This is a genomic window from Burkholderia latens, assembly GCF_001718795.1.
Lineage (GTDB): Bacteria > Pseudomonadota > Gammaproteobacteria > Burkholderiales > Burkholderiaceae > Burkholderia > Burkholderia latens_A.
In genome coordinates, this window is record NZ_CP013435.1 from 105,908 (window position 1) to 131,860 (window position 25,953).

Annotated in this window: 33 protein-coding genes; 1 reads left to right on the forward strand and 32 read right to left on the reverse strand. The window is 65.8% G+C overall.

Annotated elements, in window-relative coordinates; genetic code table 11:
* Window positions 1-7: 7 nt before the first annotated feature.
* The 5 genes from WK25_RS00485 to WK25_RS00505 all read right to left on the reverse strand — a co-directional run bounded on the left by WK25_RS00485 (window position 8) and on the right by WK25_RS00505 (window position 4,461).
* On the reverse strand, window positions 8-619 hold the full coding sequence (locus WK25_RS00485) for a glutathione S-transferase N-terminal domain-containing protein (RefSeq protein ID WP_006400565.1): 612 nt from the start codon (window positions 617-619) through the stop codon (window positions 8-10).
* A gap of 94 nt (window positions 620-713) precedes the next feature.
* Window positions 714-1,472 (reverse strand): cytochrome c1, encoded by a 759-nt coding sequence (locus WK25_RS00490; protein WP_059545429.1) that lies wholly within the window; start codon window positions 1,470-1,472, stop codon window positions 714-716.
* Between the two features lie 21 nt (window positions 1,473-1,493).
* Window positions 1,494-2,876: a cytochrome b gene (locus WK25_RS00495; RefSeq protein ID WP_069240805.1), complete on the reverse strand. Its 1,383-nt coding sequence runs from the start codon at window positions 2,874-2,876 to the stop codon at window positions 1,494-1,496.
* A complete protein-coding gene (petA, locus tag WK25_RS00500) occupies window positions 2,876-3,496 on the reverse strand; it encodes a ubiquinol-cytochrome c reductase iron-sulfur subunit (RefSeq protein ID WP_040143147.1) in 621 nt (206 codons plus the stop codon). The genes WK25_RS00495 and petA overlap by 1 nt, the downstream gene beginning before the upstream one ends.
* A gap of 218 nt (window positions 3,497-3,714) precedes the next feature.
* The gene (locus WK25_RS00505) at window positions 3,715-4,461 is read right to left on the reverse strand and encodes a Nif3-like dinuclear metal center hexameric protein (protein ID WP_040143145.1); all 747 of its coding nucleotides are present in this window, start codon (window positions 4,459-4,461) and stop codon (window positions 3,715-3,717) included.
* A 21-nt stretch (window positions 4,462-4,482) separates the two neighbouring features.
* Here WK25_RS00505 and WK25_RS00510 point away from each other — a divergent pair, with 21 nt between their 5' ends.
* A complete protein-coding gene (locus tag WK25_RS00510; protein WP_069240806.1) occupies window positions 4,483-5,688 on the forward strand; it encodes a Do family serine endopeptidase in 1,206 nt (401 codons plus the stop codon).
* A gap of 220 nt (window positions 5,689-5,908) precedes the next feature.
* On the opposite strand, the gene tatC is transcribed toward WK25_RS00510, so the two are convergent.
* From tatC to WK25_RS00645, 27 genes are all read right to left on the reverse strand, one after another.
* Complete coding sequence (gene tatC, locus WK25_RS00515) at window positions 5,909-6,694, reverse strand: twin-arginine translocase subunit TatC (protein WP_040143142.1); 786 nt, start codon at window positions 6,692-6,694, stop codon at window positions 5,909-5,911.
* 41 nt (window positions 6,695-6,735) lie between these two features.
* Window positions 6,736-7,269 (reverse strand): Sec-independent protein translocase protein TatB, encoded by a 534-nt coding sequence (gene tatB / locus WK25_RS00520; RefSeq protein WP_059545431.1) that lies wholly within the window; start codon window positions 7,267-7,269, stop codon window positions 6,736-6,738.
* Between the two features lie 26 nt (window positions 7,270-7,295).
* The gene (tatA, locus tag WK25_RS00525) at window positions 7,296-7,526 is read right to left on the reverse strand and encodes a Sec-independent protein translocase subunit TatA (RefSeq protein ID WP_040143138.1); all 231 of its coding nucleotides are present in this window, start codon (window positions 7,524-7,526) and stop codon (window positions 7,296-7,298) included.
* Window positions 7,527-7,619: 93 nt separating this feature from the next.
* Window positions 7,620-7,985, reverse strand: coding sequence for a histidine triad nucleotide-binding protein (locus tag WK25_RS00530; RefSeq protein ID WP_040143136.1), 366 nt, complete (start codon window positions 7,983-7,985; stop codon window positions 7,620-7,622).
* A 28-nt stretch (window positions 7,986-8,013) separates the two neighbouring features.
* Window positions 8,014-8,406, reverse strand: coding sequence for a DUF4870 family protein (locus WK25_RS00535; protein WP_040143134.1), 393 nt, complete (start codon window positions 8,404-8,406; stop codon window positions 8,014-8,016).
* Window positions 8,407-8,477: 71 nt separating this feature from the next.
* Entirely contained in the window at window positions 8,478-8,843 is a 366-nt protein-coding gene (locus WK25_RS00540) for a phosphoribosyl-ATP diphosphatase (protein ID WP_040143132.1), read from the reverse strand.
* Entirely contained in the window at window positions 8,840-9,256 is a 417-nt protein-coding gene (hisI, locus tag WK25_RS00545; protein WP_040143131.1) for a phosphoribosyl-AMP cyclohydrolase, read from the reverse strand. The genes WK25_RS00540 and hisI overlap by 4 nt, the downstream gene beginning before the upstream one ends.
* Entirely contained in the window at window positions 9,256-10,029 is a 774-nt protein-coding gene (hisF, locus tag WK25_RS00550; protein ID WP_040143129.1) for an imidazole glycerol phosphate synthase subunit HisF, read from the reverse strand. The genes hisI and hisF overlap by 1 nt, the downstream gene beginning before the upstream one ends.
* A gap of 108 nt (window positions 10,030-10,137) precedes the next feature.
* Window positions 10,138-10,893 (reverse strand): 1-(5-phosphoribosyl)-5-[(5-phosphoribosylamino)methylideneamino]imidazole-4-carboxamide isomerase, encoded by a 756-nt coding sequence (gene hisA, locus WK25_RS00555; protein WP_040143128.1) that lies wholly within the window; start codon window positions 10,891-10,893, stop codon window positions 10,138-10,140.
* Between the two features lie 164 nt (window positions 10,894-11,057).
* Window positions 11,058-11,699 (reverse strand): imidazole glycerol phosphate synthase subunit HisH, encoded by a 642-nt coding sequence (gene hisH, locus WK25_RS00560; protein WP_040143126.1) that lies wholly within the window; start codon window positions 11,697-11,699, stop codon window positions 11,058-11,060.
* Window positions 11,696-12,316 carry a YchE family NAAT transporter gene (locus tag WK25_RS00565; protein WP_040143123.1) on the reverse strand — a complete coding sequence of 207 codons (621 nt, stop codon included), beginning with the start codon at window positions 12,314-12,316 and terminating at the stop codon, window positions 11,696-11,698. The genes hisH and WK25_RS00565 overlap by 4 nt, the downstream gene beginning before the upstream one ends.
* Before the next feature lie 60 nt (window positions 12,317-12,376).
* Entirely contained in the window at window positions 12,377-12,964 is a 588-nt protein-coding gene (gene hisB, locus WK25_RS00570) for an imidazoleglycerol-phosphate dehydratase HisB (RefSeq protein ID WP_006765368.1), read from the reverse strand.
* A 65-nt stretch (window positions 12,965-13,029) separates the two neighbouring features.
* Window positions 13,030-14,103 carry a histidinol-phosphate transaminase gene (hisC, locus tag WK25_RS00575; RefSeq protein ID WP_040143120.1) on the reverse strand — a complete coding sequence of 358 codons (1,074 nt, stop codon included), beginning with the start codon at window positions 14,101-14,103 and terminating at the stop codon, window positions 13,030-13,032.
* A gap of 119 nt (window positions 14,104-14,222) precedes the next feature.
* Window positions 14,223-15,539: a histidinol dehydrogenase gene (gene hisD, locus WK25_RS00580; protein ID WP_040143118.1), complete on the reverse strand. Its 1,317-nt coding sequence runs from the start codon at window positions 15,537-15,539 to the stop codon at window positions 14,223-14,225.
* Window positions 15,540-15,563: 24 nt separating this feature from the next.
* The gene (gene hisG, locus WK25_RS00585) at window positions 15,564-16,217 is read right to left on the reverse strand and encodes an ATP phosphoribosyltransferase (protein ID WP_040143117.1); all 654 of its coding nucleotides are present in this window, start codon (window positions 16,215-16,217) and stop codon (window positions 15,564-15,566) included.
* Entirely contained in the window at window positions 16,214-17,563 is a 1,350-nt protein-coding gene (gene murA, locus WK25_RS00590; RefSeq protein WP_040143115.1) for a UDP-N-acetylglucosamine 1-carboxyvinyltransferase, read from the reverse strand. The genes hisG and murA overlap by 4 nt, the downstream gene beginning before the upstream one ends.
* Window positions 17,564-17,577: 14 nt before the next feature.
* Complete coding sequence (locus WK25_RS00595; protein ID WP_006477131.1) at window positions 17,578-17,817, reverse strand: BolA family protein; 240 nt, start codon at window positions 17,815-17,817, stop codon at window positions 17,578-17,580.
* A gap of 50 nt (window positions 17,818-17,867) precedes the next feature.
* Window positions 17,868-18,623 (reverse strand): ABC transporter permease, encoded by a 756-nt coding sequence (locus WK25_RS00600; protein WP_040143113.1) that lies wholly within the window; start codon window positions 18,621-18,623, stop codon window positions 17,868-17,870.
* The gene (locus tag WK25_RS00605; RefSeq protein ID WP_040143112.1) at window positions 18,620-19,546 is read right to left on the reverse strand and encodes an ABC transporter ATP-binding protein; all 927 of its coding nucleotides are present in this window, start codon (window positions 19,544-19,546) and stop codon (window positions 18,620-18,622) included. Before WK25_RS00605 ends, WK25_RS00600 begins: the two co-directional genes overlap by 4 nt.
* A gap of 192 nt (window positions 19,547-19,738) precedes the next feature.
* Window positions 19,739-20,014, reverse strand: a complete 276-nt coding sequence (locus WK25_RS00610; protein WP_040143110.1) for an STAS domain-containing protein — start codon at window positions 20,012-20,014, stop codon at window positions 19,739-19,741.
* On the reverse strand, window positions 20,011-20,640 hold the full coding sequence (locus WK25_RS00615; RefSeq protein ID WP_069241901.1) for an MlaC/ttg2D family ABC transporter substrate-binding protein: 630 nt from the start codon (window positions 20,638-20,640) through the stop codon (window positions 20,011-20,013). The genes WK25_RS00610 and WK25_RS00615 overlap by 4 nt, the downstream gene beginning before the upstream one ends.
* A 110-nt stretch (window positions 20,641-20,750) precedes the next feature.
* On the reverse strand, window positions 20,751-21,722 hold the full coding sequence (locus WK25_RS00620) for a VacJ family lipoprotein (protein WP_059545481.1): 972 nt from the start codon (window positions 21,720-21,722) through the stop codon (window positions 20,751-20,753).
* Window positions 21,723-21,754: 32 nt separating this feature from the next.
* Window positions 21,755-22,315, reverse strand: coding sequence for an outer membrane lipid asymmetry maintenance protein MlaD (mlaD, locus tag WK25_RS00625; protein WP_040143109.1), 561 nt, complete (start codon window positions 22,313-22,315; stop codon window positions 21,755-21,757).
* 24 nt (window positions 22,316-22,339) lie between these two features.
* Window positions 22,340-23,107 carry a lipid asymmetry maintenance ABC transporter permease subunit MlaE gene (mlaE, locus tag WK25_RS00630; protein WP_011655796.1) on the reverse strand — a complete coding sequence of 256 codons (768 nt, stop codon included), beginning with the start codon at window positions 23,105-23,107 and terminating at the stop codon, window positions 22,340-22,342.
* Window positions 23,104-23,925 carry an ABC transporter ATP-binding protein gene (locus tag WK25_RS00635; RefSeq protein WP_040143108.1) on the reverse strand — a complete coding sequence of 274 codons (822 nt, stop codon included), beginning with the start codon at window positions 23,923-23,925 and terminating at the stop codon, window positions 23,104-23,106. Before WK25_RS00635 ends, mlaE begins: the two co-directional genes overlap by 4 nt.
* Window positions 23,926-24,009: 84 nt before the next feature.
* Window positions 24,010-25,134 (reverse strand): thiamine phosphate synthase, encoded by a 1,125-nt coding sequence (thiE, locus tag WK25_RS00640; RefSeq protein ID WP_069240807.1) that lies wholly within the window; start codon window positions 25,132-25,134, stop codon window positions 24,010-24,012.
* Window positions 25,131-25,946 (reverse strand): thiazole synthase, encoded by an 816-nt coding sequence (locus WK25_RS00645; protein ID WP_069240808.1) that lies wholly within the window; start codon window positions 25,944-25,946, stop codon window positions 25,131-25,133. The genes thiE and WK25_RS00645 overlap by 4 nt, the downstream gene beginning before the upstream one ends.
* Between the last annotated feature and the right edge of the window lie 7 nt (window positions 25,947-25,953).

The following is a 25,953-nucleotide window of genomic DNA, read 5'->3' on the forward strand; positions in this document are numbered from 1 at the left end:
TGCACCATCAACGACGCATGACCTTTTCGGACGGCGTCAGTGCTTCGATATACGCCGGACGGCTGAAGATTCGCTCGGCGTACTTCATCAGCGGCGCAGCGTTCTTCGACAGCTCGATCCCGTAGTGATCGAGACGCCACAGCAGCGGCGCAATCGCGACGTCGAGCATCGAGAACTCCTCGCCGAGCATGTACTTGTTCTTCACGAAGATCGGCGCGAGCTGCGTCAGGCGATCGCGGATCGCCAGGCGCGCCTTCTCGTGGTTCTTCTCGGCGGCCTTGCCCTTCTCGTTCTCGAGCGTGCTGACGTGAACGAACAGTTCCTTCTCGAAATTGAGCAGGAACAGGCGCGCGCGCGCGCGCTGCACCGGATCAGCCGGCATCAGTTGCGGATGCGGGAAGCGCTCGTCGATGTATTCGTTGATGATGTTCGATTCATACAAGATCAGGTCGCGCTCGACCAGAATCGGCACCTGACCGTACGGGTTCATCACCGAGATGTCTTCCGGCTTGTTGAACAGGTCGACGTCGCGGATCTCGAAGTCCATGCCCTTCTCGAACAGCACCAGCCGGCAACGCTGGGAGAACGGGCAAGTTGTGCCGGAATACAGAACCATCATATTTGCGTTTCCTCAAAAAAGCCGAGGGCCGGCACGCGGCGCAACCCCTTTCACGGGTTCCACCTTGCGCCGGCCCCACGCCGGTCAGGCGTGTTTACTTGATATCTTTCCAGTACGCGGCATTGAGCCGCCAGGCCAGGAAAGTCAGGACACCGAGAAAGACCAGCACCCACACGCCGAGGCGTTTGCGGGTCTGCTGGGCCGGCTCGGACATCCACGTCATATAGGCCACCAGGTCGGCCACCGCAGCATCGTAGTCGGGCGACGATAACGTGCCCGGCGTGACCTGCTGGAAGCCGACGAGCGTGTGAACCTTCTCGCCCGTCTCCTCGTCCGTCTTGTCTTCGAATTTGGCGGTGCGCTGCCCCTGCAGTTGCCACAATACGTGGGGCATGCCGACGTTCTCGAACACCGCGTTGTTCCATCCGGTCGGCCGCGTATCGTCGCGATAGAAACTGCGCAGATACGTGTACAGCCAGTCGCGACCGCGCGCCCGCTCCTCGACCGACAGGTCGGGCGGCGTGGTGCCGAGCCAGTTCTTCGCGTCTTCGGGCCGCATCGCGACGGACATCGTGTTCCCGACCTTGTCGGTCGTGAACAGGAGATTCTTTTCGATCTCCTTCTGGGATATGCCCAGATCCGTCAGACGGTTGTAGCGCATCAGGTTCGCGCTGTGGCAGTTCAGGCAATAGTTTACAAACAATTGCGCGCCGTGCTGAAGCGAAACGAGATTTTCCGTGTTATCGGGCGCCCGGTCGAGCGGAAAATGACCTTCCGCGCGCACGGCCGGCGCCGCCAGCAGCGCCACGGCCGTCGCCCCGATCAGCGCGAGCGTCGAAAGCAGTTTCTTCATGTCGTTCTCTCCTCGCTCACGTTAATGGGGCTTGAAGCGCACCCGTTCCGGCGGCTGCTTGAACGTGCCAAGCGGCGTCCAGACGGGCATGCCGAGGAAGAACGCGAAGTAGATCAGCGCGCAACCCTGCGCAATCAGCGTCGCGGCCGGCGACGGCGGCCGTGTGCCGAGGAACGCGAGGGTCAGGAACGCCGCCACGAAGATCCCGAGGAACACCTTGTGGAACAACGGCCGGTAGCGGATCGACTTCACCGGGCTGCGGTCGAGCCACGGCAGGAAGAACAGCGTGATCACCGCCGAGCCCATCACCACGACACCCCAGAACTTCGATTCCGTCAGGAACATGAACACGACGATCGCCGCGGCCAGCACGGGCAGGCCGATCTTCCACTTGCCGCGCGCGCGAATCAGCGCGAGCACCCCCAGCAGCGCGATCACGATCATCAGCACGATCTTGAACGGATCGGTGGTCGCGCGCAGCATCGCGTAGAACGCGGTGAAGTACCACACCGGCGCGATCTCAGGCGGTGTCTGCAGCGGGTTCGCCGGCACGAAGTTGTTCGACTCGAGGAAGTAACCGCCCATCTCCGGCGCGAAGAACACGATCACCGCGAACACCATCAGGAACACGCAAACGCCGAAGAAGTCGTGCACCGAGTAGTACGGATGGAACGGGATGCCGTCGAGCGGATTGCCGTTCGCGTCCTTCTTTGCCTTGATCTCGATGCCGTCCGGGTTGTTCGACCCCACTTCATGCAGCGCGACCAGATGCGCGACGACGAGGCCGACCAGCACGAGCGGAATCGCGATCACGTGGAATGCGAAGAAGCGGTTCAGCGTAACGTCGGACACGACGTAGTCGCCGCGGATCCACAACGACAGGTCCGGACCGACGAATGGAATCGCCGAGAACAGGTTCACGATCACCTGCGCGCCCCAGAACGACATCTGGCCCCACGGCAGCAGGTAACCGAAGAACGCTTCTGCCATCAGGCACAGAAAGATCGCGCAACCGAAAATCCACACGAGCTCGCGCGGCTTCCGGTACGACCCGTACATCAGCCCGCGGAACATGTGCAGGTAGACGACGACGAAGAACATCGACGCCCCGGTCGAGTGCATGTAGCGGATCAGCCAGCCCCAGGGCACTTCGCGCATGATGTACTCGACCGACGCGAATGCGAGCAGGGAGTCGGGCTTGTAGTTCATCGTCAGGAAGATGCCCGTGACGATCTGGTTGACGAGCACCAGCAGCGCGAGCGAACCGAAGAAGTACCAGAAGTTGAAGTTCTTCGGCGCGTAGTACTCGGAAACGTGCTTTTTCCAGGTCGACGTGAGCGGGAAGCGCTGGTCGATCCAGCCGGTGACACCTGTCGTGGAGACTTCCTTGTTGTCGACTGCCATCACGCTTCTCCTTTCTCGTCCTTGCCGATCACGAGGGTCGTCGCCGACGTGAACATGTAGGGCGGGATGTCGAGATTCTGAGGCGCCGGCTTGTTCTTGAACACGCGGCCGGCGAGGTCGTAGGTCGAACCGTGACACGGGCACAGGAAACCGCCCGGCCAGTCGTCCGGCAGGTTCGGCTGCGGACCCGGCGTGAAGCGTTGACTAGGCGTGCAGCCGAGGTGCGTACATACGGCCATCACGACGAGAATGTTCTTGCGATCGGCCCGCGCGCGATATTCGTTCGCGCAATACGCGGGCAACGGCATCGAATACGGAGATTTCGTGGTCGGATCGGCCACTTCCTTGTCGGCCTTGACGACGTCGGCCAGCATGTCGTCGGTGCGGTTCAGGATCCAGACCGGCTTGCCGCGCCACGGCACGGTCACCATCTCGCCGGGCTTCAGGCCGCTGATGTCGACTTCGACCGGCGCACCGGCCGCTTTCGCTTTCGCGGACGGCGCAAGCGACGCCGCGAAAGGTATGACGGTGGCTACGCCTCCCACGCCACCTGCTACGGATGTCGCAATCAGCCAGGTACGGCGGCCGCTGTCGACGCGTTTCTCTTCCTTGTCTCGCATCACACGCCCCACTTCTGAGTTGGATTTTCCGTCACGACTTTCCATTCCGCCGCTAGTTTGCTCGAATGGAGCCGCCATTTACAAGGCCCGGAGACGAAAATCCCTTCGAAGTAATTGATAGTCAAGGGTTTTCCCCCACTATCGGAGCAATTAAATCATTTCGCTTTTAAGCAGACGCTACATTGAGAAATTTCGATGCGCCGCCGCAAATCCGGCTGTCAGACCGGATTATGAATATCGATAAAAAGGTGCTCGATATCGAATTCTTCCGACAAGTGGCGGCCAAGTGCCTGAATTCCGTAACGTTCGGTCGCATGGTGCCCCGCCGCAACGAATGCGACGCCGCTCTCGGCCGATGCGTGCGTGACCGATTCCGACACCTCGCCGGTCAGGAACACGTCGGCGCCCGCGTCGATCGCTGCGTCGAAGTAACTCTGCGCGGCGCCCGTGCACCACGCGATGCGGCGCAGCTGCATGTCGGGATCGCCGAGCACGAGCGGCGTGCGGCCAACGGTGTTCTCGACCTTGGCGACGAAGTGCTCGAGCGTGACCGGCATCGGCAGCGTGGCCATCCAGCCGAGATCGCCGTCGCCGAACCGCTGTTCGCCGATCAGCCCGAGCTTCTGGCCGAGCTGCGCGTTATTGCCGAACTCGGGATGCGCGTCGAGCGGCAGGTGGAACGCGAACAGGTTCAGGTCGTTCGCGAGCAGCAGTTTCAGGCGCTGGTACTTGCGGCCGGTGATCTGCGGCGCTTCGTTGCGCCAGAAGTACCCGTGGTGGACGAGCACCGCATCCGCCCCCCATTCGAGCGCCGCTTCGAGCAGCGCAACCGACGCCGTCACGCCGGTGACGATCTTCTCGATCTTGCGGCGCCCCTCGACCTGCAGGCCGTTCGGGCAATAGTCCTTGAAGCGCGCGGTTTCAAGGGTATTGTTCAAGTACAATTCGAGTTCGATCCGATCCATATAAACCTCTAATCCATTCAGATGCTTAGACGCTTCTGGCTGTTCTTCGCGCAGGCGGTGACCGTACTGCTCGCGCTGATGTTCATCGTCGTGACGCTCAAGCCGCAATGGCTGCAACGGCAAGGACAGCTCGGCAAGCAGCTCGCCACGCCGATCGTCGCGCTGCGGGAAGTCGCGCCGGGCATCGGCGGCGCACCGGCGACCACGTCGTACGCCGAAGCCGCCCAAAAGGCGATGCCTGCCGTCGTCAACGTGTTCTCCAGCAAGGACGGTTCGCTGCCGCCCGATCCGCGCGCGAAAGACCCGCTGTTCCGCTATTTCTTCGGCGACCGCAACGCTCGCAAGCACCAGGACGAACCGGCAGCCAACCTCGGCTCCGGCGTTATCGTGAGCCCGGAAGGTTACATTCTAACGAACCAGCACGTCGTCGACGGCGCCGACCAGATCGAAGTCGCGCTCGCCGACGGCCGCACCGCCACCGCGAAGGTGATCGGAAGCGACCCGGAAACCGACCTCGCGGTGCTGAAGATCAACATGACGAACCTGCCGACGATCACGCTCGGCCGCTCCGATCGATCGCGCGTCGGCGACGTCGTGCTCGCGATCGGCAACCCGTTCGGCGTCGGCCAGACGGTCACGATGGGGATCATCAGCGCGCTCGGCCGCAATCACCTTGGCATCAACACGTTCGAGAACTTCATCCAGACCGACGCGCCGATCAACCCCGGCAACTCGGGCGGTGCGCTGGTCGACGTGAACGGCAACCTGCTCGGCATCAACACGGCGATCTACTCGCGCTCCGGCGGCTCGCTCGGGATCGGCTTTGCGATCCCCGTGTCGACCGCGCGCACCGTGCTCGAAAGCATCATCACGACGGGCTCGGTCACGCGCGGCTGGATCGGCGTCGAGCCACAGGACGTCACGCCGGAAATCGCCGAGTCGTTCGGGCTGCAGCAGAAGTCGGGCGCGATCGTTGCGGGTGTGCTGCAAGGCGGCCCGGCCGACAAGGCCGGGATCAAGCCAGGCGACATCCTGGTCAGCGTGAACGGCGACGAAATCACCGATACGACGAAGCTGCTGAACACCGTCGCACAGATCAAGCCGGGCACACCGACCAAGGTGCATGTCGTGCGCAAGGGCAAGGAGTTCGACGTGAACGTCGTGATCGGCAAGCGTCCGCCGCCGCCGAAGCAGACCCTCGACGAGCAGGACAGCGACTCCGAATAACACCGCACGGCCGGCGCGTCCGCGCCGCCTGCGTCCGCCGGAAAGCAAAAAAGGGCAGCTCGATTCCGAGCTGCCCTTTTGCGTTGTATCGCCGTTGCTTCCGGCAAAGCTGCGCTTCGCTCATACCGCGCGCGCTGCCCTTACCTTGCCCGAGTCGGCGCTGCCACACGGCCACCAATCCGTAGCGCCGCTCATGCCCGCCAGGGAGCGCCTGCGCGCGTCAGCTTGCGGCGCCGTTGTTCTCGGCTTCCGGTTCTTCGGCCGGCTTCGGCACGAAGAATCGCGCGGCCAGCAGCCCGATCTCGAACAACACGACGAGCGGCAGCGCCAGCATCAACTGCGAGAATACATCCGGCGGCGTGACGACCGCCGCGACGACGAACGCACCAACGATCACGTACGGCCGCATCTCCTTCAGCTTCTTCAGCGACAGCACACCCATCCGGACGAGCAGCACGACGACGATCGGCACCTCGAACGTGACGCCGAACGCGATGAACATCCCGAGCACGAAGCTCAGATAGTTGTCGATGTCGGTCGACATCTCCGCGCCGAGCGGCGCGTTGTAGTGCGCCATCACGCGGAAGATGGTCGGGAATACAAGGAAGTACGCGAACGCCATCCCGCACAGGAACAGGAAGTAGCTGCTTCCGACGAGCGGCGCGACGAGCTTCTTCTCATGCTGGTACAGCCCCGGCGCGACGAACGCCCAGATCTGGTACAGCACGATCGGCAGCGCGATCACGAGCGCGACGAGCATCGTGACCTTCATCGGCACGAAGAACGAGCCGGTGACGTCGGTGACGATCATCCTGCCGCCCTTCGGCAGGTTTTCCATCAACGGCCGAGCAAGCAGCCTGAAGATGTCGGGCGCCCAGTACACGAGCCCGAGGAACACGACGATCACGGCCAGCCCCGCGCGAATGATGCGATCGCGAAGCTCGACGAGATGGGAAATGAAGGTTTCTTCCGGGGCGTCGCCCGGATTCTGCTGGGGGTCGCTCACACCGGCCCTCGGTAGGATTGACGAGCGAGCATGCGCTCGACTCAGAAGAAGCGCGTCGGCCGGCGCAGGCTGGCCGGCTGGTGGCGCGCGACACGCGCGGCGCCCGACTGCACGTGCGTGCGGCGGGTCGTCGCGCGCTTGTACCAGACAGGCATCGCCGCCTGCTTGACACGCCAGTTGCGACGCTTGCGCGCGAACACGGCCGTGCCGCCGCCACGCCAGGACGGCGCCGCGGGCGTGTCGCTGCCGTACGTGCCGGCATCGACCGAGCCTTCGTTGAGACCGCCGACCGCGGAATTCCACGTGTCGTTCAGTTCCTTCTCGTGCTCGCGCAGGTTGTCGTGAATCGTCGTCTCGACATTGCGTGCGGCCGTTTCGAAATCGGTCTTCATCGTCCGCAGCGCGTCGAGTTCGATTTCGCGCGAGACCTCGGCCTTCACGTCGTTGATGTACCGCTGCGCGCGGCCGAACAGTGCGCCCGCCGTACGCGCGACGCGCGGCAGGCGCTCAGGGCCGAGCACCACGAGCGCGACGACGCCGATCAGCGCCATCTTCGAAAGACCGAGATCCAGCATCGCGAATGCCTGTCAGCGTGCCGGCGTCAAGCCTTGTTCGAGTCGGAACGCGTCGTTTCCTTCGCGTTGACGTCGACCGAGCCCGAACGCGGCAGTTGCTGCGCGTCTGCCGGCGTGTCGCCTTCCTTCATGCCGTCCTTGAAACCCTTCACGGCGCTGCCGAGGTCGTTGCCGATGTTGCGCAGCTTCTTCGTACCGAAAACCAGCGCGACGATCAGCAGCACGATCAGCCAGTGCCAAATGCTCAATCCACCCATGATGAAACCTCTCCTCAACCACGCCGCGTCGCGGCGCAAATTGCCGGCGGCACGCCGGCTTCGACTATCGATGCGGGGAAACGCCCCGCTGCGTCAACCCATTCGCTGCCACGGGCGCGGGCCGGCCAGGATGTGAGCGTGCAGGTGGTAGACCTCCTGCCCGCCGCCGGGGCCCGTGTTGATCACCGTGCGAAAACCGGTTTCGCCGCCCGTGTACGCAACGCCGAGCTGGTCGGCCAGACGCGCGACGAGCAGCATCAGCCTGCCGAGCATCGGGGCATCGGCGTCGGTCGCTGCCGACAGCGTCGGCACGTGCCGGCGCGGAATCACGAGCACATGCGTCTCGGCCGCCGGGCGGATGTCGCGGAACGCGACGAATTCGTCGTCCTCGTGCACCTTCGTGCTCGGGATCTCGCCCGCCGCGATCTTGCAGAACAGGCAATTCGGATCGTGACTCATGTTGCTCCTGCGAAACGCTCGCGCGCGGTCAGAACCACGCCTGCGGATCGAGCGTCTTGTTGTCGTTCAGGTACAGCCAACCCTTGATGATACGGTACAGCGTCCAGATCCACGTGACAAACATGATCGCGAACCCAACCACCACGAACATCAGCGCGAAGCCGATCACGTATGCGATCAGTGCGCGCCAGAACGTGCGGATCTGCCACTCGAAATGGTCGGCGTACGGCGTGCCGGCCACGTCGCCGCGCTTCACGTAGTTGATGATGATCGCGATGATGCCGGTGACGCCGCCCGTCAGCCAATGAATCGCATAGAGGCCGTACAGCACGTGCGTGAGCGTGCGCAGACCGTTCAGTCGCTCGGCGTCTGCTGCGCCCGGCACCGACGGCGTCGGAAACTGGCTCGGCGTATCGGTCATGATGCTACTCCCGTTGGATGACAATTCTTACAGCTTACCGCACTGTTGCCACCACGGCGTGCCGATACACGTCACCCGCCGTTTTCCTCGCGCTCGCGACGCTTGCGCAGCGCCTTTTCCTCGATCCCCGACAGCCCTTCGCGGCGCTCGAGCTCGGCAATCACGTCGGCCGGGCTCAGGTTGAAATGCGACAGCATCACGAGGCAGTGGAACCAAAGATCGGCGACTTCGCCGACCAGCGCCGTCGGCGCGCCGCCCTGGCGCACGTCCTTCGCGGCCAGCACGACCTCGGTCGCCTCTTCGCCGATCTTCTTCAGCACCGCGTCGTCGCCCTTGTGGAACAGGCGCGATACGTACGATTGCTCGGGGTCGCCGCCCTTGCGGCTATCGATCACCGCCGCGAGCCGCAGCAGCGTGTCTTCGGTCGATTGCGTCATTTGTAGATGTGTTCGGGGTCTTTCAGCACCGGATCGACCGCGACCCAGTCGCCGCTGTCCACGTTGCCTTCGAATTTCTGGAAGAAGCACGAATGCCGGCCGGTGTGGCAAGCGATGCCCGACACCTGCTCGACCTTCAGCAGCACGACGTCCTCGTCGCAGTCGAGCCGCACCTCGTGCACGTGCTGCACGTGGCCCGACTCCTCGCCCTTGAACCACAGGCGCTTGCGCGAGCGCGAATAATAGACCGCGCGCTGCGTTTCGATCGTCTTCGCGAGCGCATCGCGGTTCATCCACGCGAACATCAGCACGTCGTTCGTCGACGCTTCCTGCGCGATCACCGGCACGAGGCCGTTGTCGTCCCAGCGGACCTTGTCGAGCCACGCGGGCAGCGGTTTCGTTTCGGTATTCATCACAACCTCACCGCGATGCCCTGGTCGGACATGAAGCGCTTCGCCTCGCCGACCGTGTGCTCGCCGTAGTGGAAGATGCTCGCGGCCAGCACTGCGTCGGCGCGGCCTTCCTTGATGCCGTCCGCAAGATCCTGCAGGCAGCCGACACCGCCCGATGCGATCACCGGCACCGGCACCGCATCCGACACGCCGCGCGTGAGCGCGAGATCGAAGCCCGACTTCGTGCCGTCGCGATCCATGCTCGTGAGCAGGATCTCGCCCGCGCCGAGCTCGGCCATCTTGCGCGCCCATTCGATCGCGTCGAGGCCCGTGTTCTTGCGGCCGCCATGCGTGAACACTTCCCAGCGCGGCGGCTCGCCGTCGGCGGACACGCGCTTCGCGTCGATCGCGACGACGATGCACTGCGAGCCGTACTTGTCGGCGGCGTCGCGCACGAGCTGCGGGTTCGCGACCGCCGAAGAATTCATGCTGACCTTGTCAGCGCCCGCATTCAGCAGGCGCCGCACGTCCTCGACGGCGCGCACGCCGCCGCCGACGGTCAGCGGAATGAAGACCTGCGACGCGACGGCTTCGATGATCGGCAGGATCAGGTCGCGCTGGTCGGACGTCGCGGTGATGTCGAGGAACGTCAGTTCGTCGGCGCCCTGTTCGTCGTAGCGGCGCGCGATTTCGACCGGGTCGCCGGCATCGCGCAGTTCGACGAAGTTGACGCCCTTGACGACACGCCCGGCGGTCACGTCCAGGCAGGGGATGATGCGTTTAGCTAGAGCCATGATGTTGCGCCATAGGCCGCGGTGGGACGGCCGGTTGCGAACGCCTCGCGCGAGGCGTCCGGTCGGGGCCGCCCGTGGGCAGCCCCGGCGAAGAGGACGCCGCCGCGCTCAGGCGTTGTCGAGTTCGCCGTTCAGTTCGTCCGCGCGCTTTTGCGCGGCCGCGAAATCGAGATCGCCGGAGTAGATCGCACGGCCGCAGATCACGCCTTCGACGCCGTGCTCTTCCACTTCGCACAGCTGCTCGATGTCCGTGAGGTTCGACAGGCCGCCGCTTGCGATCACCGGAATGCCGACCGCCTGCGCGAGCTTCACGGTCGCGTCGATGTTGATGCCCTGCAGCATCCCGTCGCGGCCGATGTCCGTGTAGACGATCGACTCGACGCCGTAGTCCTCGAACTTGCGCGCGAGATCGATCACTTCGTGGCCCGTCAGCTTGCTCCAGCCGTCGGTCGCGACCTTGCCGTCCTTCGCGTCCAGCCCGACGATGATGTTGCCCGAGAACGCGGTGCACGCGTCCTGCAGGAAGCCCGGGTTCTTCACCGCGGCAGTGCCGATGATCACGTAGGACAGGCCGGCGTCGAGATATTTTTCGATCGTCTCGAGGCTGCGGATGCCGCCGCCGAGTTGAACGGGGATTTCGTCGCCGACTTCATCGAGGATCGCTTCGATCGCGTCGAGATTCTTCGGCTTGCCGGCGAACGCGCCGTTCAGGTCGACCAGATGCAGCCGCCGGGCGCCGAGATCCACCCACTTGCGGGCCATCGCCGCCGGGTCCTCGGAGAAAATCGTGGCCTGGTCCATATCGCCCTGTTTGAGGCGCACACACTGACCGTCTTTGAGATCGATGGCCGGAATCAGCAACATAGCAATCGGGTGTCGTCGTGGAAAATGAAAAGAATCAGGCGCGTACCGGCCAAACCGGTGCCGCGCCGTCTCGCTAGTTTAGTACAACTCTTTCGGCGCTTAAGCTCGCTCGCCACGCGCGACAGGCCGTTCGGCCAGGTCGACTGTGGCTCGCGCGCCACGTTTTACGGCTTCCAGTGCACGAAGTTGCGATACAGACGCAACCCGACCTCGGCGCTTTTCTCCGGGTGGAATTGGGTCGCGAAGATGTTGTCCCGCGCGACCGCGGACGTAAACGGCGCGCCGTATGCCGTTTCGCCGACCGTGTGCGCCGGGTTCTCCGGGCTCACGTAGTAGCTGTGCACGAAATAGAAATATGCGTCGTCGGGCACGCCGTCCCACAGCGGGTGCGGCTGCGCCTGGCGCACGCGGTTCCAGCCCATCTGCGGCACCTTGAAGCGCGAGCCGTCGTCCTGCAGCCGGCCGTCGAGCTCGAAGCGCACGACCTTGCCGGGCAACAGGCCCAGCCCCTTCGTGTCGCCTTCCGCGCTCCAGTCGAACAGCATCTGCTCGCCGACGCACACGCCGAGCAGCGGCTTCGTGCGCGACGCGTCGATCACCGCTTCCTGCAGCCCCGATTCGCCGAGGCAGCGCATGCAGTCGGGCATCGCCCCCTGCCCGGGCAGCACGACGCGGTCGGCCGCGCGAATCGCGGCCGGCGTGTCGACGATCGCCACGTCGGCGGCCGGCTCGGCCTTCTTGAGCGCCTGCGCGACCGAGCGCAGGTTGCCCATCCCATAATCCACAATCGCAATCGAAGTTTTCATCTCAGTGCAGGCAGTAGCGCCCTTAGTCCATTGACGATGAATTCCACCGCCAGCGCCGACAGCATCAAACCCATCAGCCGCGTGGCGATGTTGATGCCGGTGCGGCCGATCCAGTTCGCGATCGGCTCGGCAAGCCGCATCGCGAAGAAACACAGCAAAGCCAGGACCGCGCCGATCGCGACGAGCCCGGCTCGCTCATACCAGTGATGCGAGTTCGCCGCGTAGATGATCACCGTGCTGATCGAGCCGGGGCCCGTGAGCAGCGGAATCGCCAGCGGCACGACCGCGATGTTGTCCTTCAACTCGGCCTCGTCGCGCTCCTCCGGCGTCGATCGCGTGTTGCCGATCTGCGCGTTCAGCATGTTGATCGCCATCAGCAGCATGATGATCCCGCCGCCGACTTCGAGCGAGCCGACCGAAATGCCGAAGAAGTCGATGATCTGCTGGCCGAGCAGCGTCGTCACCGTCATCACGCAAAACACCGACACCGACGCGATCCGGATCGTGCGACGCCGCTCGGCATCCGTCTGCTGCGCCGTCAGGCTCAGGAAGAACGGCACCGCGCCGACCGGGTTGATCAGCGCCAGCAGCGAAATGAACGATTTGAGCAGATCCATCGCAAGCCGGCGCGCCGCGCCGAAGCCGTGAGGTTGTCCTTGGCGTCGTCCGTTTGGAAGTTAGAGGCTGCCCTTCGTCGACGGAATCTGCCCGGCCGCGCGCTCGTCGAGCTCCACCGCCGCGCGCAGCGCGCGGCCGAACGCCTTGAACACCGTTTCGAGCTGGTGGTGCGCGTTGATTCCGCGCAGGTTGTCGATATGCAGCGTGACGCCCGCGTGGTTCACGAACCCGCGGAAGAACTCGATCGACAGGTCGACGTCGAACGTGCCGATCCGCGCGCGCGTGAACGGCACGTGGAATTCGAGGCCCGGCCGGCCCGAGAAGTCGATCACGACGCGCGACAGCGCCTCGTCGAGCGGCACGTACGAATGGCCGTAGCGGCGGATGCCCTTCTTGTCGCCGACCGCCTTCGCGACGGCCTGGCCGAGCGTGATGCCGACGTCCTCGACCGTATGGTGGTCGTCGATATGCGTATCGCCATGCGCTTCGACCTCGAGATCGATCAGACCATGTCGCGCGATCTGGTCGAGCATATGGTCGAGAAACGGCACGCCGGTGGCCAGCTTCTGTCGGCCCGTACCGTCGAGATCGAGCTTCACACGGATCTGCGTTTCGCTGGTATTGCGAACGACTTCCGCCACACGCATGGCAATTCCTTGATTGAGTCTGATGTAAATGGGGATTGATCGTCGCGCACCGCCGCGCCCTGGGCTCAACCGGGCAGCGCGAGTTTCAAGGCAGCCAGCAGTCGCGCGTTTTCGTCGGGAGAACCGACGGTCAGCCGCACGCATTCGACCAGCAACGGATGCATTTTACTCACGTTTTTGACCAGCACCCGCTCCGTGAGCAATGCGTCGAATACGGCCGCCGCGTCCGGCACGCGCACCAGCAGGAAATTGCCGGCGCTCGGGAACACCGTCGTGCCCGGCAGCGCGGCCACGGCCTCGGCAAGGCGCGCGCGTTCCGCGCGCAGTTCGGCCGCCTGCGCATCGAGTACGTCGAGGTGGTCAAGCAGGAAATCGGCGGTCGCCTGCGTCAGTACGTTGATGTTGTACGGCGGGCGCACCTTGTCGAATTCGGTCAGCCACGCGGGCAGCCCGGCGAGGTAGCCGAGGCGGATGCCCGCCAGGCCAAGCTTCGACACCGTGCGCATCACGACGACGTTGTCGAACTCGGCCGCGCGCGGCAGCCACGAGCGCTCCGCGAACGGCTGGTACGCCTCGTCGATCACGACCAGGCTGTGCTGCGCGGCCGCAATGATCCGCTCGACGTCGGCTTCGTCGTACAGCGTGCCGGTCGGGTTGTTCGGATACGCGAGATAGACGAGCGCGGGCCGGTGCTCGGCAATCGCCGCGATCATCGCGCCGGCGTCGAGCGTCAGGTCGGCCTTCAGCGGCACGCCGACGAATTCGAGCTGCGCGAATTTCGCCGACAGCTCGTACATCACGAAACCGGGCACCGGCGCAAGCACCTTCGCGCCGGGCTTCGCGCACGCCATCGCCATCATGCTGATGATTTCGTCCGAACCGTTGCCGAGCAGCACGTCGCATGCGGCCGGCACGCCCATCGTGCGGCGCAGCTTGTCGAGCAGCGCGGCCGGACGCGGCGCCGGGTAGCGGTTCAGCGCGACCTGCGCAAGGCGCTCGCCGAGCGCCGCCGCGAGCGGTGCGGGCAGCGAATACGGATTCTCCATCGCGTCGAGTTTCACGAAGCCGGTCGCGTCCGGCACCGGGTAGCTCGTCATCGCGAGCACGTCGCGGCGAATGATGTCTTGTGGCGTCGTCATGGTCTCAAGCCGGCGTGCATCGCGCCGGCATCAAATGGTCGGCAAGGCGGCGGCTGCCGCCCTGCGCCGGGTCTCCTCGTCGACCGGAGCCAATGCGTCGGCATCGGCTCCGGCGCGCGTCACCCTTTCATCCGCAGTTCGGCGCTGCGCGCGTGCGCCTGCAGCCCTTCGCCGTACGCAAGCTCGGACGCGATCTCGCCGAGCGTCTGCGCGCCTTCCGCGCTCACTTCGATCAGGCTCGAGCGCTTGATGAAGTCGTACACGCCGAGCGGCGACGAGAAGCGCGCGGTACGCGACGTCGGCAGCACGTGGTTCGGCCCCGCGCAGTAGTCGCCGAGGCTTTCGCTCGTGTAGCGGCCGAGGAAGATGGCGCCCGCGTGGCGGATCTGCTGGCCCCATTGCTGCGGCTCCAGCGCGGAGATTTCGAGGTGCTCGGGCGCGATGTCGTTCGCGATCCGGCACGCCTCGGCCATGTCGCGCACCTTGATCAGCGCGCCGCGACCTTCGAGCGATGCGCGGATCACGTCCTGGCGCGGCATCGTCGGCAGCAGTTCGCCGATCGCCTTCTCGACGCGGTCGATGAACGCGGCGTCCGGGCACAGCAGGATCGACTGCGCGAGCTCGTCGTGTTCGGCCTGCGAGAACAGGTCCATCGCGACCCAGGCCGGATCGGTCGTGCCGTCGCACAACACGAGGATCTCCGACGGGCCGGCGATCATGTCGATCCCGACCGTGCCGAATACGCGGCGCTTCGCCGACGCGACGTACGCGTTGCCGGGCCCGCAGATCTTGTCGACGGCCGGCACCGTCTCGGTGCCGTACGCGAGCGCGCCGACCGCCTGCGCGCCGCCGATCGTAAATACGCGATCGACGCCGCCGAGCAGCGCCGCGGCGAGCACGAGATCGTTCTTCACGCCGTCGGGGGTCGGAACGACCATCACGATTTCGCCGACGCCGGCAACGCGCGCGGGAATCGCGTTCATCAGCACGGACGACGGATATGCAGCCTTGCCGCCCGGCACGTACAGGCCGACGCGGTCGAGCGGCGTGACCTTCTGGCCGAGCACGGTGCCGTCGCTTTCCGTGTACTGCCAGCTATGTGTGCCGCATTCGATCTTCTGTTTCTCGTGGTACGCCCGCACCCGCGCGGCAGCGGCTTCCAGCGCCGCGCGCGCTTTCGGCGCGAGGCCGTCGAGTGCCGCCTGCAGCGCGTCCTGCGGCAGTTCCAGCGCGGCGACGCTCTGCGCGTCGAGCCGGTCGAAGCGGTTCGTGTACTCGAGCACCGCGGCGTCGCCGCGCGACTTCACGTCGGCGAGAATCTTCGCGACCGACTGCTCGATCGCTTCGTCCTCGCTCGCCTCGAACGCGAGCACCGCACGCAGCGCGGCGTCGAAGCCGTCGCTCGTCGAATCGAGTTTGCGGATGGTGATGGCCATGGGAATTCCGTTACGGTGATGCGCTCAATTGCCATTCTGCGACGCGCGTTCGAACGCGTCGAGAATCGGCTTGAGCGCGGCGCGCTTCAACTTCAGCGCAGCCTGGTTCACGACGAGGCGCGACGAGATCGCCATGATCTCCTCGACCTCGACCAGATTGTTCGCCTTCAGCGTACCGCCCGAGCTGACGAGGTCGACGATCGCGTCGGCCAGCCCCACGAGCGGCGCGAGCTCCATCGAGCCGTACAGCTTGATGAGGTCGACGTGCACGCCCTTCGCGGCGAAGTGTTCGCGCGCCGTTTCGACGTACTTGGTCGCGACCCGCAGCCGCGCGCCCTGGCGCACCGCGCTCGCGTAGTCGAATCCGGCCGGCACGGCCACCGACATCCGGCAGCGTGCAATGTTCAGATCGATCGGCTGGTACAGGCCCGAGCCGCCGTGCTCGATGAGCACGTCCTTGCCGGCCACGCCGAAGTCCGCCGCGCCGTATTCGACGTAGGTGGGCACGTCGCTCGCGCGTACGATGATCACGCGCAGGTTCGGATCGGTCGTCGGCAGGATCAGCTTGCGCGACGTTTCCGGGTCCTCGGCGACGTGTACGCCGGCGGCCGCCAGCAGCGGCAGGGTTTCCTCGAAAATCCGGCCCTTCGACAGGGCGAGGGTCAACGGCGCAGTCATGCTTGGCTCCCGGAGAGGCGGCGCACGTTCGCGCCGACGGCAGTCAGTTTCGTTTCCATGCGGTCGTAGCCGCGGTCCAGGTGATAGATGCGGTCGACGAGCGTTTCGCCTTCCGCGCGCAGCCCGGCGATCACGAGGCTCGCCGACGCGCGCAGATCGGTGGCCATCACGTTCGCGCCGGACAGCTTGTCGACGCCCGTCACGAGCGCGGTGTTGCCGTCGATCGTGATGTTCGCGCCGAGCCGGTTCAGTTCCTGCACGTGCATGAAGCGGTTCTCGAAAATGGTCTCGACAACCTGCGCGGTACCCGTCGCGACCGAATTGAGCGCCATGAACTGCGCCTGCATGTCGGTCGGGAACGCCGGATATTCAGACGTGCGGATCGTCACTGCCTGCGGGCGGCGGTCCATCTTCACGCGCAGCCAGCTGTCGCCTTCCTCGATCGACACGCCCGCCTCGCGCAGCTTGTCGATCACCGCATCGAGGATGTGCGGGCGCACGCCCGTCAGCAGCACGTCGCCGCCCGCCGCCGCGACCGCGCACAGGAACGTGCCCGCCTCGATGCGGTCCGGAATCACCGAATGACGTGCGCCATGCAGCCGCTCGACGCCCTGGATCACGAGACGGTCGGTGCCGATGCCGTCGATTTTCGCGCCCATCGCGACCAGCAAGTGTGCGAGATCGCTCACTTCCGGCTCGCGGGCCGCGTTCTCGATCACCGTTTCGCCGTCGGCGAGCGTCGCGGCCATCAGCAGGTTTTCCGTGCCCGTCACCGTGATCATGTCGGTCACGATGCGCGCGCCCTTCAGCCGCTTCGCGCGCGCGTCGATGAAGCCGTGCTCGATGCTGATCTCGGCGCCCATTGCCTGCAGGCCCTTGATGTGCTGGTCGACCGGACGCGCACCGATCGCGCAGCCGCCAGGCAGCGACACCTTGGCCTCGCCGAAGCGCGCGAGCAGCGGCCCGAGCACGAGGATCGACGCGCGCATCGTCTTCACGAGCTCGTAAGGCGCGACGAGATTGTCGACGTGCGACGCATCGAGTTGCACGCGGCAGCCGTCCGTTTCGCTCTTCACGCCCATCTGGTTCAGCACCTTCAGCGTCGTGCGCACATCCTTCAGATTCGGCACGTTGTCGAGCTCGACCGGCTCGGCGCTGAGCAGCCCTGCGCACAGGATCGGCAGCGCGGCGTTCTTCGCGCCCGACACGACGATTTCGCCCGACAGCCGGCGACCGCCTTCAATCACCAGCTTGTCCATCCCCTGTCCCTGCGATTCCCCGTTGGCGGCCGGGTGTGCCGTGGCGACGCTCTGGACGGCGTCGCGCTCGTTGACGGTGACTTGCACTCAGTGGTTCCGGGTTATGCGTTCTGCCATTCGGCGGGCGTCAGCGTCTTCATGCTGAGCGCGTGGATTTCCTGCTTCATGCGGTCGCCGAGCGCCGCATAGACGAGCTGGTGCCGCTGGATCGGCCGCTTGCCTTCGAAGGCCGCCGACACGATCGTCGCGAAGAAATGCTGGCCGTCGCCTTCGACTTCCAGATGAGTGCAGGCGAGACCGCCGGCGATGTATTGCTTGACCTGTTCGGGAGTCGGCAACATGAGGGGCTCCTGTCGGCGCGTGCCGCCCGAGGCGGCCGCTGCCGTCGATATCAATGACGCAGTTTGTAGCCGGTCGCGAGCAGCCGCATCGCGAACGCCGCGAGCAACACGAAGAAACCGGTGACGATCGCGAGGCTCGCGAGCGGGTTGATGTCGGACGCGCCGAAGAACCCGTAACGGAAGCCGTCGATCATGTAGAAAAACGGATTGAGACGCGAGATCTCGCGCCACACGGGCGGCAGCGAGTGCGTCGAATAGAACACGCCGGACAGGAACGTCAGCGGCATGATCAGGAAGTTCTGGAAGGCGGCGAGCTGATCGAACTTTTCGGCCCAGATCCCGGCGATCAGCCCGAGCGTGCCGAGGATCGCAGAGCCCAGCAGCGCGAACGCGAGGATGAACAACGGCGCGGCGAAGTGCGTCGGAATGAACCAGATCGTCACGACGAACACGCCGGCGCCGACCGCGAGCCCGCGCACGACCGACGCAAGCACGTACGCGCCGAAGATGTCCTTGTAGGATAGCGGCGGCAACAGCACGAACACGAGGTTGCCGGTGATCTTCGACTGGATCAGCGACGACGAGCTGTTCGCGAACGCGTTTTGCAGCACGCTCATCATCACGAGGCCGGGCACGAGGAAACTCACGTACTCGACGCCCGGATACACTTCGACGCGGCCCGACAGCGCGTGGCCGAAGATCGTCAGATACAGCAGCGCCGTGACGATCGGCGCGCACACCGTCTGGAACGACACCTTCCAGAAGCGCAGCAGTTCCTTGTAGAACAGGGTTTGAAAACCGCTCATGCGAGTCCCTCGACGACTTCTGCTCCGTTCATCACCTGGACGAACACGTCCTCGAGGTCGGCCTTGCGGACCTCGATCTCGTCGAACGTGCAACCCGCCGCGCGACACTGCGCGAGGATGCGCTCGACATCGTCGTAGTTCGCAAGGCGCAGCAGGTGCTCGCCCGGCGCGCGCGCGGCCGGATCCGTTTCCATCCCGCGCAGCTCGGCCGGCAGCGCGCCGGTCGCGAGCCGCAGGTACAGCTGCAGCCCCGCAAAGCGGCGCAGCAACGCATCGGTGCGGTCGAGCGCGACGACTTCACCGCGACGCAGCATCGCGATGCGGTCGCACAGCGACTCGGCTTCCTCGAGGTAATGGGTCGTCAGGACGATCGTGTGGCCCTCGCGGTTCAGCCGCGAGATGAATTTCCACAGCGTCTGGCGCAGCTCGACGTCGACTCCGGCTGTAGGCTCGTCGAGCACGATCACGGGCGGCCGGTGCACGAGCGCCTGTGCGACGAGCACGCGGCGCTTCATCCCGCCCGACAGCGCGCGCATGTTCGCGTCGGCCTTTTCCGTGAGGTCGAGATTGGCCATCACTTCGTCGATCCAGTCGTCGTTGCGACGCAGCCCGAAATAGCCGGACTGGATCCGCAGCGTCTCGCGGACGGTGAAGAACGGGTCGAACACGAGCTCCTGCGGCACGACGCCGAGCGCGCGGCGCGCGCCGCGGAAGTCCTTGACGACGTCGTGGCCGCGCACGGAGATACTGCCTTCATCGGCCCGGGCTAGCCCGGCGAGGATACTGATGAGCGTGGTCTTGCCTGCGCCGTTGGGGCCGAGCAGACCGAAAAACTCGCCTTCCTCGACCGACAGGCTGACGCCCTTGAGCGCCTGAAGCGATTTGTAGCGCTTCTTGACGTGACGGATTTCTATGGCTGACATGACTGTGCGCGACGCAACGGCCGCGACGCCTATTCTGTGCTTGCTGCGAATGAAAATGGGGGCCGGACGCCGATTGGCAGCCCCGCAAAACGCTTGATTATAGGGCAAACCGGCTGGTGGAGCCGACGCGGCAGGCGCGCGGCCGGAAGCGTGCGCGCGCCGGCTGGCGCGGCAGGCTTCGAGCGGACAGGGTCAATGTCGGCCGGTGGGTTCGACGAGGGTGTCGACGCCGTACGCGCGAGCGAGGCTCGCGAGCTTCGGAGGGAGATTGAGGATGTCGAGGGTGGCGCCGCGCGCGTGGGCGGCGCGTTGCCATGCGAGCAGCACGGCGAGCGCGGACGAGTCGAACTGCGTGAGCGCGGCAAAATCGACGGCGGTGGCGCCCGCGTCGATGCGCGCGAGACCGTCCGCGAGCGCGGCCTTCGCGCTCGCGACGGTCAGCGACGAGCCGGCTGCGAAGCCGCTCACGACGCCTGCTTGCCGGCGGCAAGCTCCTGGTTGCGCTGCGTCAGGAACTTGATCAGGCCGTCGACGCCGCTTTGCTGGATCTTCTCGTTGAACTGCTGCTGGTACGTCTGGATCAGCCATGCGCCCAGCACGTTCAGGTCATAAACCTTCCAGCCGTTGGCCGTCTTGTACAGGCGGTAGTCGATCTGGACCGGCTGGCCGTTGTTCATCGCGATCGTCTTCACGACGACGTCGGTGTCCGCGGGATCGGCGCGGAACGGCGGGTACTGGATCTGCTGGTCCGGCTTCAGCTGCGCGAGCGCGCCCGAGTACGTGCGGATCAGCAGCAGCTTGAACTGCTCCTGGACCTGCTGTTGCTGGTCGGCCGTCGCCGTGCGCCAGTTGCGGCCCATTGCGAGCTGCGTGGTGCGGCGGAAATCGGTGTACGGCAGGATGTCCTTGTTGACGATCGAGATGATGCGGTTGGTATCGCCCTGCTTGATCGTCTGTTGCTTGACCTCGTCGAGCACCTGCTGCGTTGCCGTCTTGATCAGCGCCTGCGGGTTCGACTGGTCGACTTGCGCGTGAGCTGCGCTGCCGAACGAGAACAGCGCCGCGAATACGGGAATCAGGAACAGTTTTTTCATCATGGTGACCTGCATGAAAAGTCGATGCGAAGGTTGGAGCCGGTAGCTTACGCGCAAGTTCGCGCACGCTACCGACTGAATCGTTTCCGGCTGTAACGAATGTAAGTTCGTCAGTGCAGCTTGATGCTCGGGAAGCGGAAGCCGCCCGGCGCCGGCGGCGTCATCTGCATCGCCGGCACATTGGTCGCACTCGCCGGGTTCGGCGATTCGGCGCTCCCCGATGCCGGTGCAGCAACGGCCGCGCCCGATGCGCCCGCGGGCGCCGTCGCGCCGCCGACTGCGGCTGCACCCGCCGCGCCCGCCGCGCCGGTCGCCGCCGGTGCGGGCGCCGCGCCGTCGTCCGGCAGATCGTACTTCGGCAGCGCATCGTTGCCCGACGTCGTCGACGCCTCGCCGCGCGCATTGTCGATCAGCATCTGGCGGCGCTGCAGGTACGCGTTGCGTACGAACGAGTACTTGTCGAGCGCCGCGGCATCGAGCACGTCGCCGGCGCCGAGCAGGTTCGCACGCGTGTTCACGAGGTTCACGCCGAACAGGCCCCAGCTGAGCCCGTCGGGCTTCACGTACGTGAGCGGATTGCCGACGTAGTCGACGCCGAGGCCGGCCGTGTCGCGCAGCGTGCTCGGTCCGAGCAGCGGCAGCACGAGATACGGGCCCGACGGCATGCCGTAGCGGCCCATCGTGATCCCGAAGTCGGCCGTGTGCTTCGGCAGCTTCGCGATCGTCGCGACGTCGAACAGGCCGCCGACGCCGAACACCGTGTTGATCACGACCCGCATGATGTCGCCGACACCGTCCGCGATTCGCAGCTGCACGATGTTGTTCGCCGCGATGTAGACGTCGCCGATGTTCGAGAAGAAGTTCGTCACACTGTCGCGCACCGGCTGCGGCACCACGTACTGGTAACCCTTCGCGACCGGCTTCAGCGCGTAGGTGTCGACCGTGTCGTTGAACTTGTACATCGTGCGGTTGAAGCCTTCGAGCGGATCGCCCTTGGTCGGCGTCTGCACGGTCGCGCAACCGCTCAACGCGGCGACTGCCGCCACGGCGAGCGCGGCGTGCCTGATGCGGATCGTCTGCATGGTCATTACCCTCTTGTCGTTCTCTCGTGTGGTTATTGGCCGGCCGCCCCGGACACCGCGGACGCCGGCACCGCAACCGGTGCGGGCGCGGCCGGCGTCGCCGGTGCGCCTGCCGCGGGCTTCGCGCCGCCCGCATCGGCTGCCTTGCTGTACAGGAACTGGCCGATCAGGTTCTCGAGCACGATGGCCGACTGCGTCATCGTGATCGTATCGCCGGCCTTCAGCATTTCGGTGTCGCCGCCCGGATCGAGGCCGATGTACTGCTCGCCGAGCAGGCCCGACGTCAGGATCTTCGCGGACGAGTCCTTCGGGAACTGGTACTGGCCGTCGACGTCGATCGTCACGACCGCCTGATAGGTGTTGGTGTCGAAACCGATCGACTTCACGCGGCCGACGACGACGCCCGCGCTCTTCACGGCCGCACGCGGCTTCAGCCCGCCGATGTTGTCGAATTTCATTCTCACCGAGTAGGTCGGCTGAAACGACAGCGAGCTCATGTTGCCGACCTTCAGCGCAAGGAACAGCACCGCAAGGAAGCCCACCACCACGAACAGGCCGACCCAGAAGTCGAGAGCAGTCTTTTTCATCGTCATCCCAAAATTTGGCTTGGCTGAGGCTTAGCTGAACATCAGCGCGGTCAGCAGGAAATCGAGGCCGAGTACGGCGAGCGACGCGAACACGACCGTCTTGGTCGTCGCCCGCGACACGCCCTCGGGCGTGGGCTTCGCTTCATACCCTTGAAACAGTGCAATGAAGGTCACGGCGAATCCGAACACGATGCTCTTGATCACGCCGTTGCCGACGTCGGCCCATACCTGGACCCCGCCCTGCATTTGCGACCAGAACGCGCCAGGATCGACGCCGATCAGCACGACGCCGACGAAATAGCCGCCGAGCACGCCAACCGCGTTGAAGATCGCCGCGAGCAAGGGCATCGCAATGATGCCGGCCCACAGGCGCGGCGCGATCACGGTCTTGATCGGATCGACGGCCATCATCTCGAGCGCGGTGAGCTGCTCGCCGGCCTTCATCAGGCCGATCTCTGCGGTGAGCGACGTGCCCGCGCGGCCCGCGAACAGCAGCGCGGTGACGACAGGCCCGAGTTCGCGCACGAGCGACAGCGCGACCAGCAGGCCGAGCGCCTGCTCGGACCCGTAGCGATTCAGCGTGTAATAGCCCTGCAGGCCGAGCACGAAACCGACGAACAGACCCGACACGGCGATGATTACGAACGAATAGTTGCCGAGGAAGTGGATCTGCTTCGTGACCAGCCGCGGCCGGCGCAGCAGCGGGAAGAATTCCAGCACGAGGCGCACGAACAGCCGCGTGCCGTAGCCCGCGCGTTCGAGGCCGCCGATGACGTAACGTCCGATCGCGCTGATCATGCGCGCCCTCCGCCGAGCCCGAAATCCGCTGCGAGCGGCGGGCTCGTGTAATGAAATTTGTACGGGCCGTCCGGCGCGCCGTCGATGAACTGGCGCACGCTCGGATCGGTCGATGCGCGCAGCTCGTCGGGCGTACCCTGCGCGAGCACGCCGCCATTGGCCAGAAAATACACGTAATCGGCGATCGCGAACGACTCCGGCACGTCGTGCGTGACGAGGATCGACGTCGCCCCGAGCGCCTGGTTCAGCGTGCGGATCAGGTTCGCGGTGATGCCGAGCGAGATCGGATCGAGGCCCGCGAACGGCTCGTCGTACATGATGAGTTCCGGATCGAGCGCGATCGCGCGCGCGAGGGCGATGCGGCGCGCCATCCCGCCCGACACCTCGGACGGCATCAGATCGCGCGCGCCGCGCAGGCCGACCGCGTTCAGCTTCATCAGCACGAGATCGCGGATCAGGTCTTCGGGCAGGTCGGTGTGTTCGCGCAGCGCGAACGCGACGTTCTCGAACACCGACATGTCGGTGAAGAGCGCGCCGAACTGGAACAGCATGCCCATCTTGCGGCGCAGCGCGTACAAGCCGTCGCGCGTCTGCGCGCCGACGTCGGCGCCGTCGAACAGCACCTGGCCGCGGTTCGCGCGCACGAGGCCGCCGATCAGGCGCAGCACGGTCGTCTTGCCGCAGCCCGACCCGCCCATGACGGCGACGACCTGGCCGCGCCCGAAGCGCAGGTTCAGGTTCGACAGGACGAGGCGCTCGCCATAGCCGAAGTCGACGTCGCGAAGTTCCAGCAGTGTGTCGGTAGGAGTGGGGCTCACGGAGCTGACAGTCCTTTTACGCAGAACGCCGAATTATAGGGCCTGCATCGGAATGATGTCGTGAAGCCGTTCCGCGCCCTGCGGTCAACGATTGTCAAATTGTGAGGCAAAACATTGCTGCAACGCAACAATCGCAGCCCGATAGTCGGCGGCGCCCGTCACCGCGCTGACGACCGCGACGCTGCCGACGCCCGTCGCCAGCACGTCCGGCAGCGCGTCGAGCCCCACGCCGCCGATCGCGACGAGCGGCGCTTGGGGGCCCGCGAAGCACGCATAGCGCGCAATCCTGGCGAGGCCCTGCGGCGGCGCGGCGACTGCCTTGGTCGCGGTCGCGTAGACGGGGCCGAGCGCCAGGTAGCTCGGACGCTCGTGCAACGCCCGCAACATCTCGTAATAGCCGTGGCTCGACAGCCCGAGCCGCAGTCCGGCCCGCGCGATCGCGGCCAGATCGGCGGTTTCCAGGTCTTCCTGACCCAGATGAACGCCGTACGCCCCCTCTTCTACCGCGATCTGCCAGTGATCGTTGATGAACACGCGTGCATCGGGATAGCGGCGTCCGGCCGCGACCGCGCGCGCGATTTCCCGGCGGAGTGCGTCGGGGCCAGCCTCTTTCACGCGCAATTGCACGGTGCGCACGCCGCACTCGAGCACACGCTCGACCCATTCAGCATCGGGGACCACCGGATAAAGGCCGAGCTGCGCGGGGCACGGCGGGAACGCGGGCTCCGGCGCGGCGGCCAGGCCGGCAACCCGCGGGAACCGTGCGGCATCGACGGGCCAAGCGTCGGCATCGCGCGTGTCGTCGCCATCGCGCCATGCGAGCGCGAGCACCAGCGCGTCGATCGGCGCAAAACCGCAGTCGAGGAACGCGGCGAGCGCCGCGATCCAGTCGTCCGCGAGCGGATGCGCAGCTTCCAGCGCATGGCGCACGCCCGCGGCGTGCAGGGTCGCGCCGCGCTCGTCGAATTCGATCGCGACGGCGTCCGCCGAGGCCGGCCGCGATGCCGCCGACACGCGCGCCTGCGCGGCACGGTCCCCGGCCGACACGATCAGCACGTCGCCGTCCGCCGGCGCCTCGGGCGCCGCGACGCAGAGCCGCCACGGCGTCGTGGCGGCCGGCCAGTCGCCGAGGCGCGCACGAATCCGTTCTGCCGCTTCGGCGAGCTCGTCGGCCGGCGGCCAGAACGCGTCGGCGAAGCGCGCGCTCATGCGGCGCCCCCGTCCTGATGCCAGAACGGCATCCCGACGACCGGCGTGCTCGCGTGCGCGGTCTCGCGCGCGTCCATCGGCCCGGCGAGGTAGGCCGCGCGGCCGGCCTCGACGCCCTGCGCGAACGCCCGCGCCATGATTTCCGGATGCGTGGCCTGCGACACGGCCGTGTTCAGCAGCACGCCGTCGAAGCCCCACTCCATCACCTGGCATGCGTGAGACGGCACGCCGAGCCCCGCGTCGACGATCAGCGGCACGTCGGGCAGTCGCTCGCGCAGCACGCGCAGCCCGTACGGGTTCACGACGCCCTTGCCGGTGCCGATCGGCGCGCCCCACGGCATCAGCGCCTCGCAGCCGACATCGAGGAGGCGCCGGCCGATCACGAGGTCCTCCGTGCAGTACGGCAGCACCTTGAAGCCGTCCTTGACCAGTTGCGCGGCGGCCTCGATCAGGCCCACCGGATCGGGCTGCAGCGTGTAGTCGTCGCCGATCAGCTCGAGCTTGATCCAGTCGGTCTCGAACACCTCGCGCGCCATGTGTGCGGTCGTCACCGCTTCGGCAACGGTCTGGCAGCCGGCCGTGTTCGGCAGCAGCGGCACCGCGTGGCGCTTGAGCAGCTCGAAGAAACCGGCTTCGGCGGTGCCGCCGGTCATCTGGCGGCGCAACGCGACCGTCACCATCCCGGGACGCGACGCGACGATCGAATCGGACAGCGATTGCAGCGACGGATAGCGCGACGTGCCGAGCAGCACGCGGCTTGTGAAGGTTTCGCCGTACAGCGTGAGCGCGTCGGCGGAAGTGAGGGACGTCATGTCGATT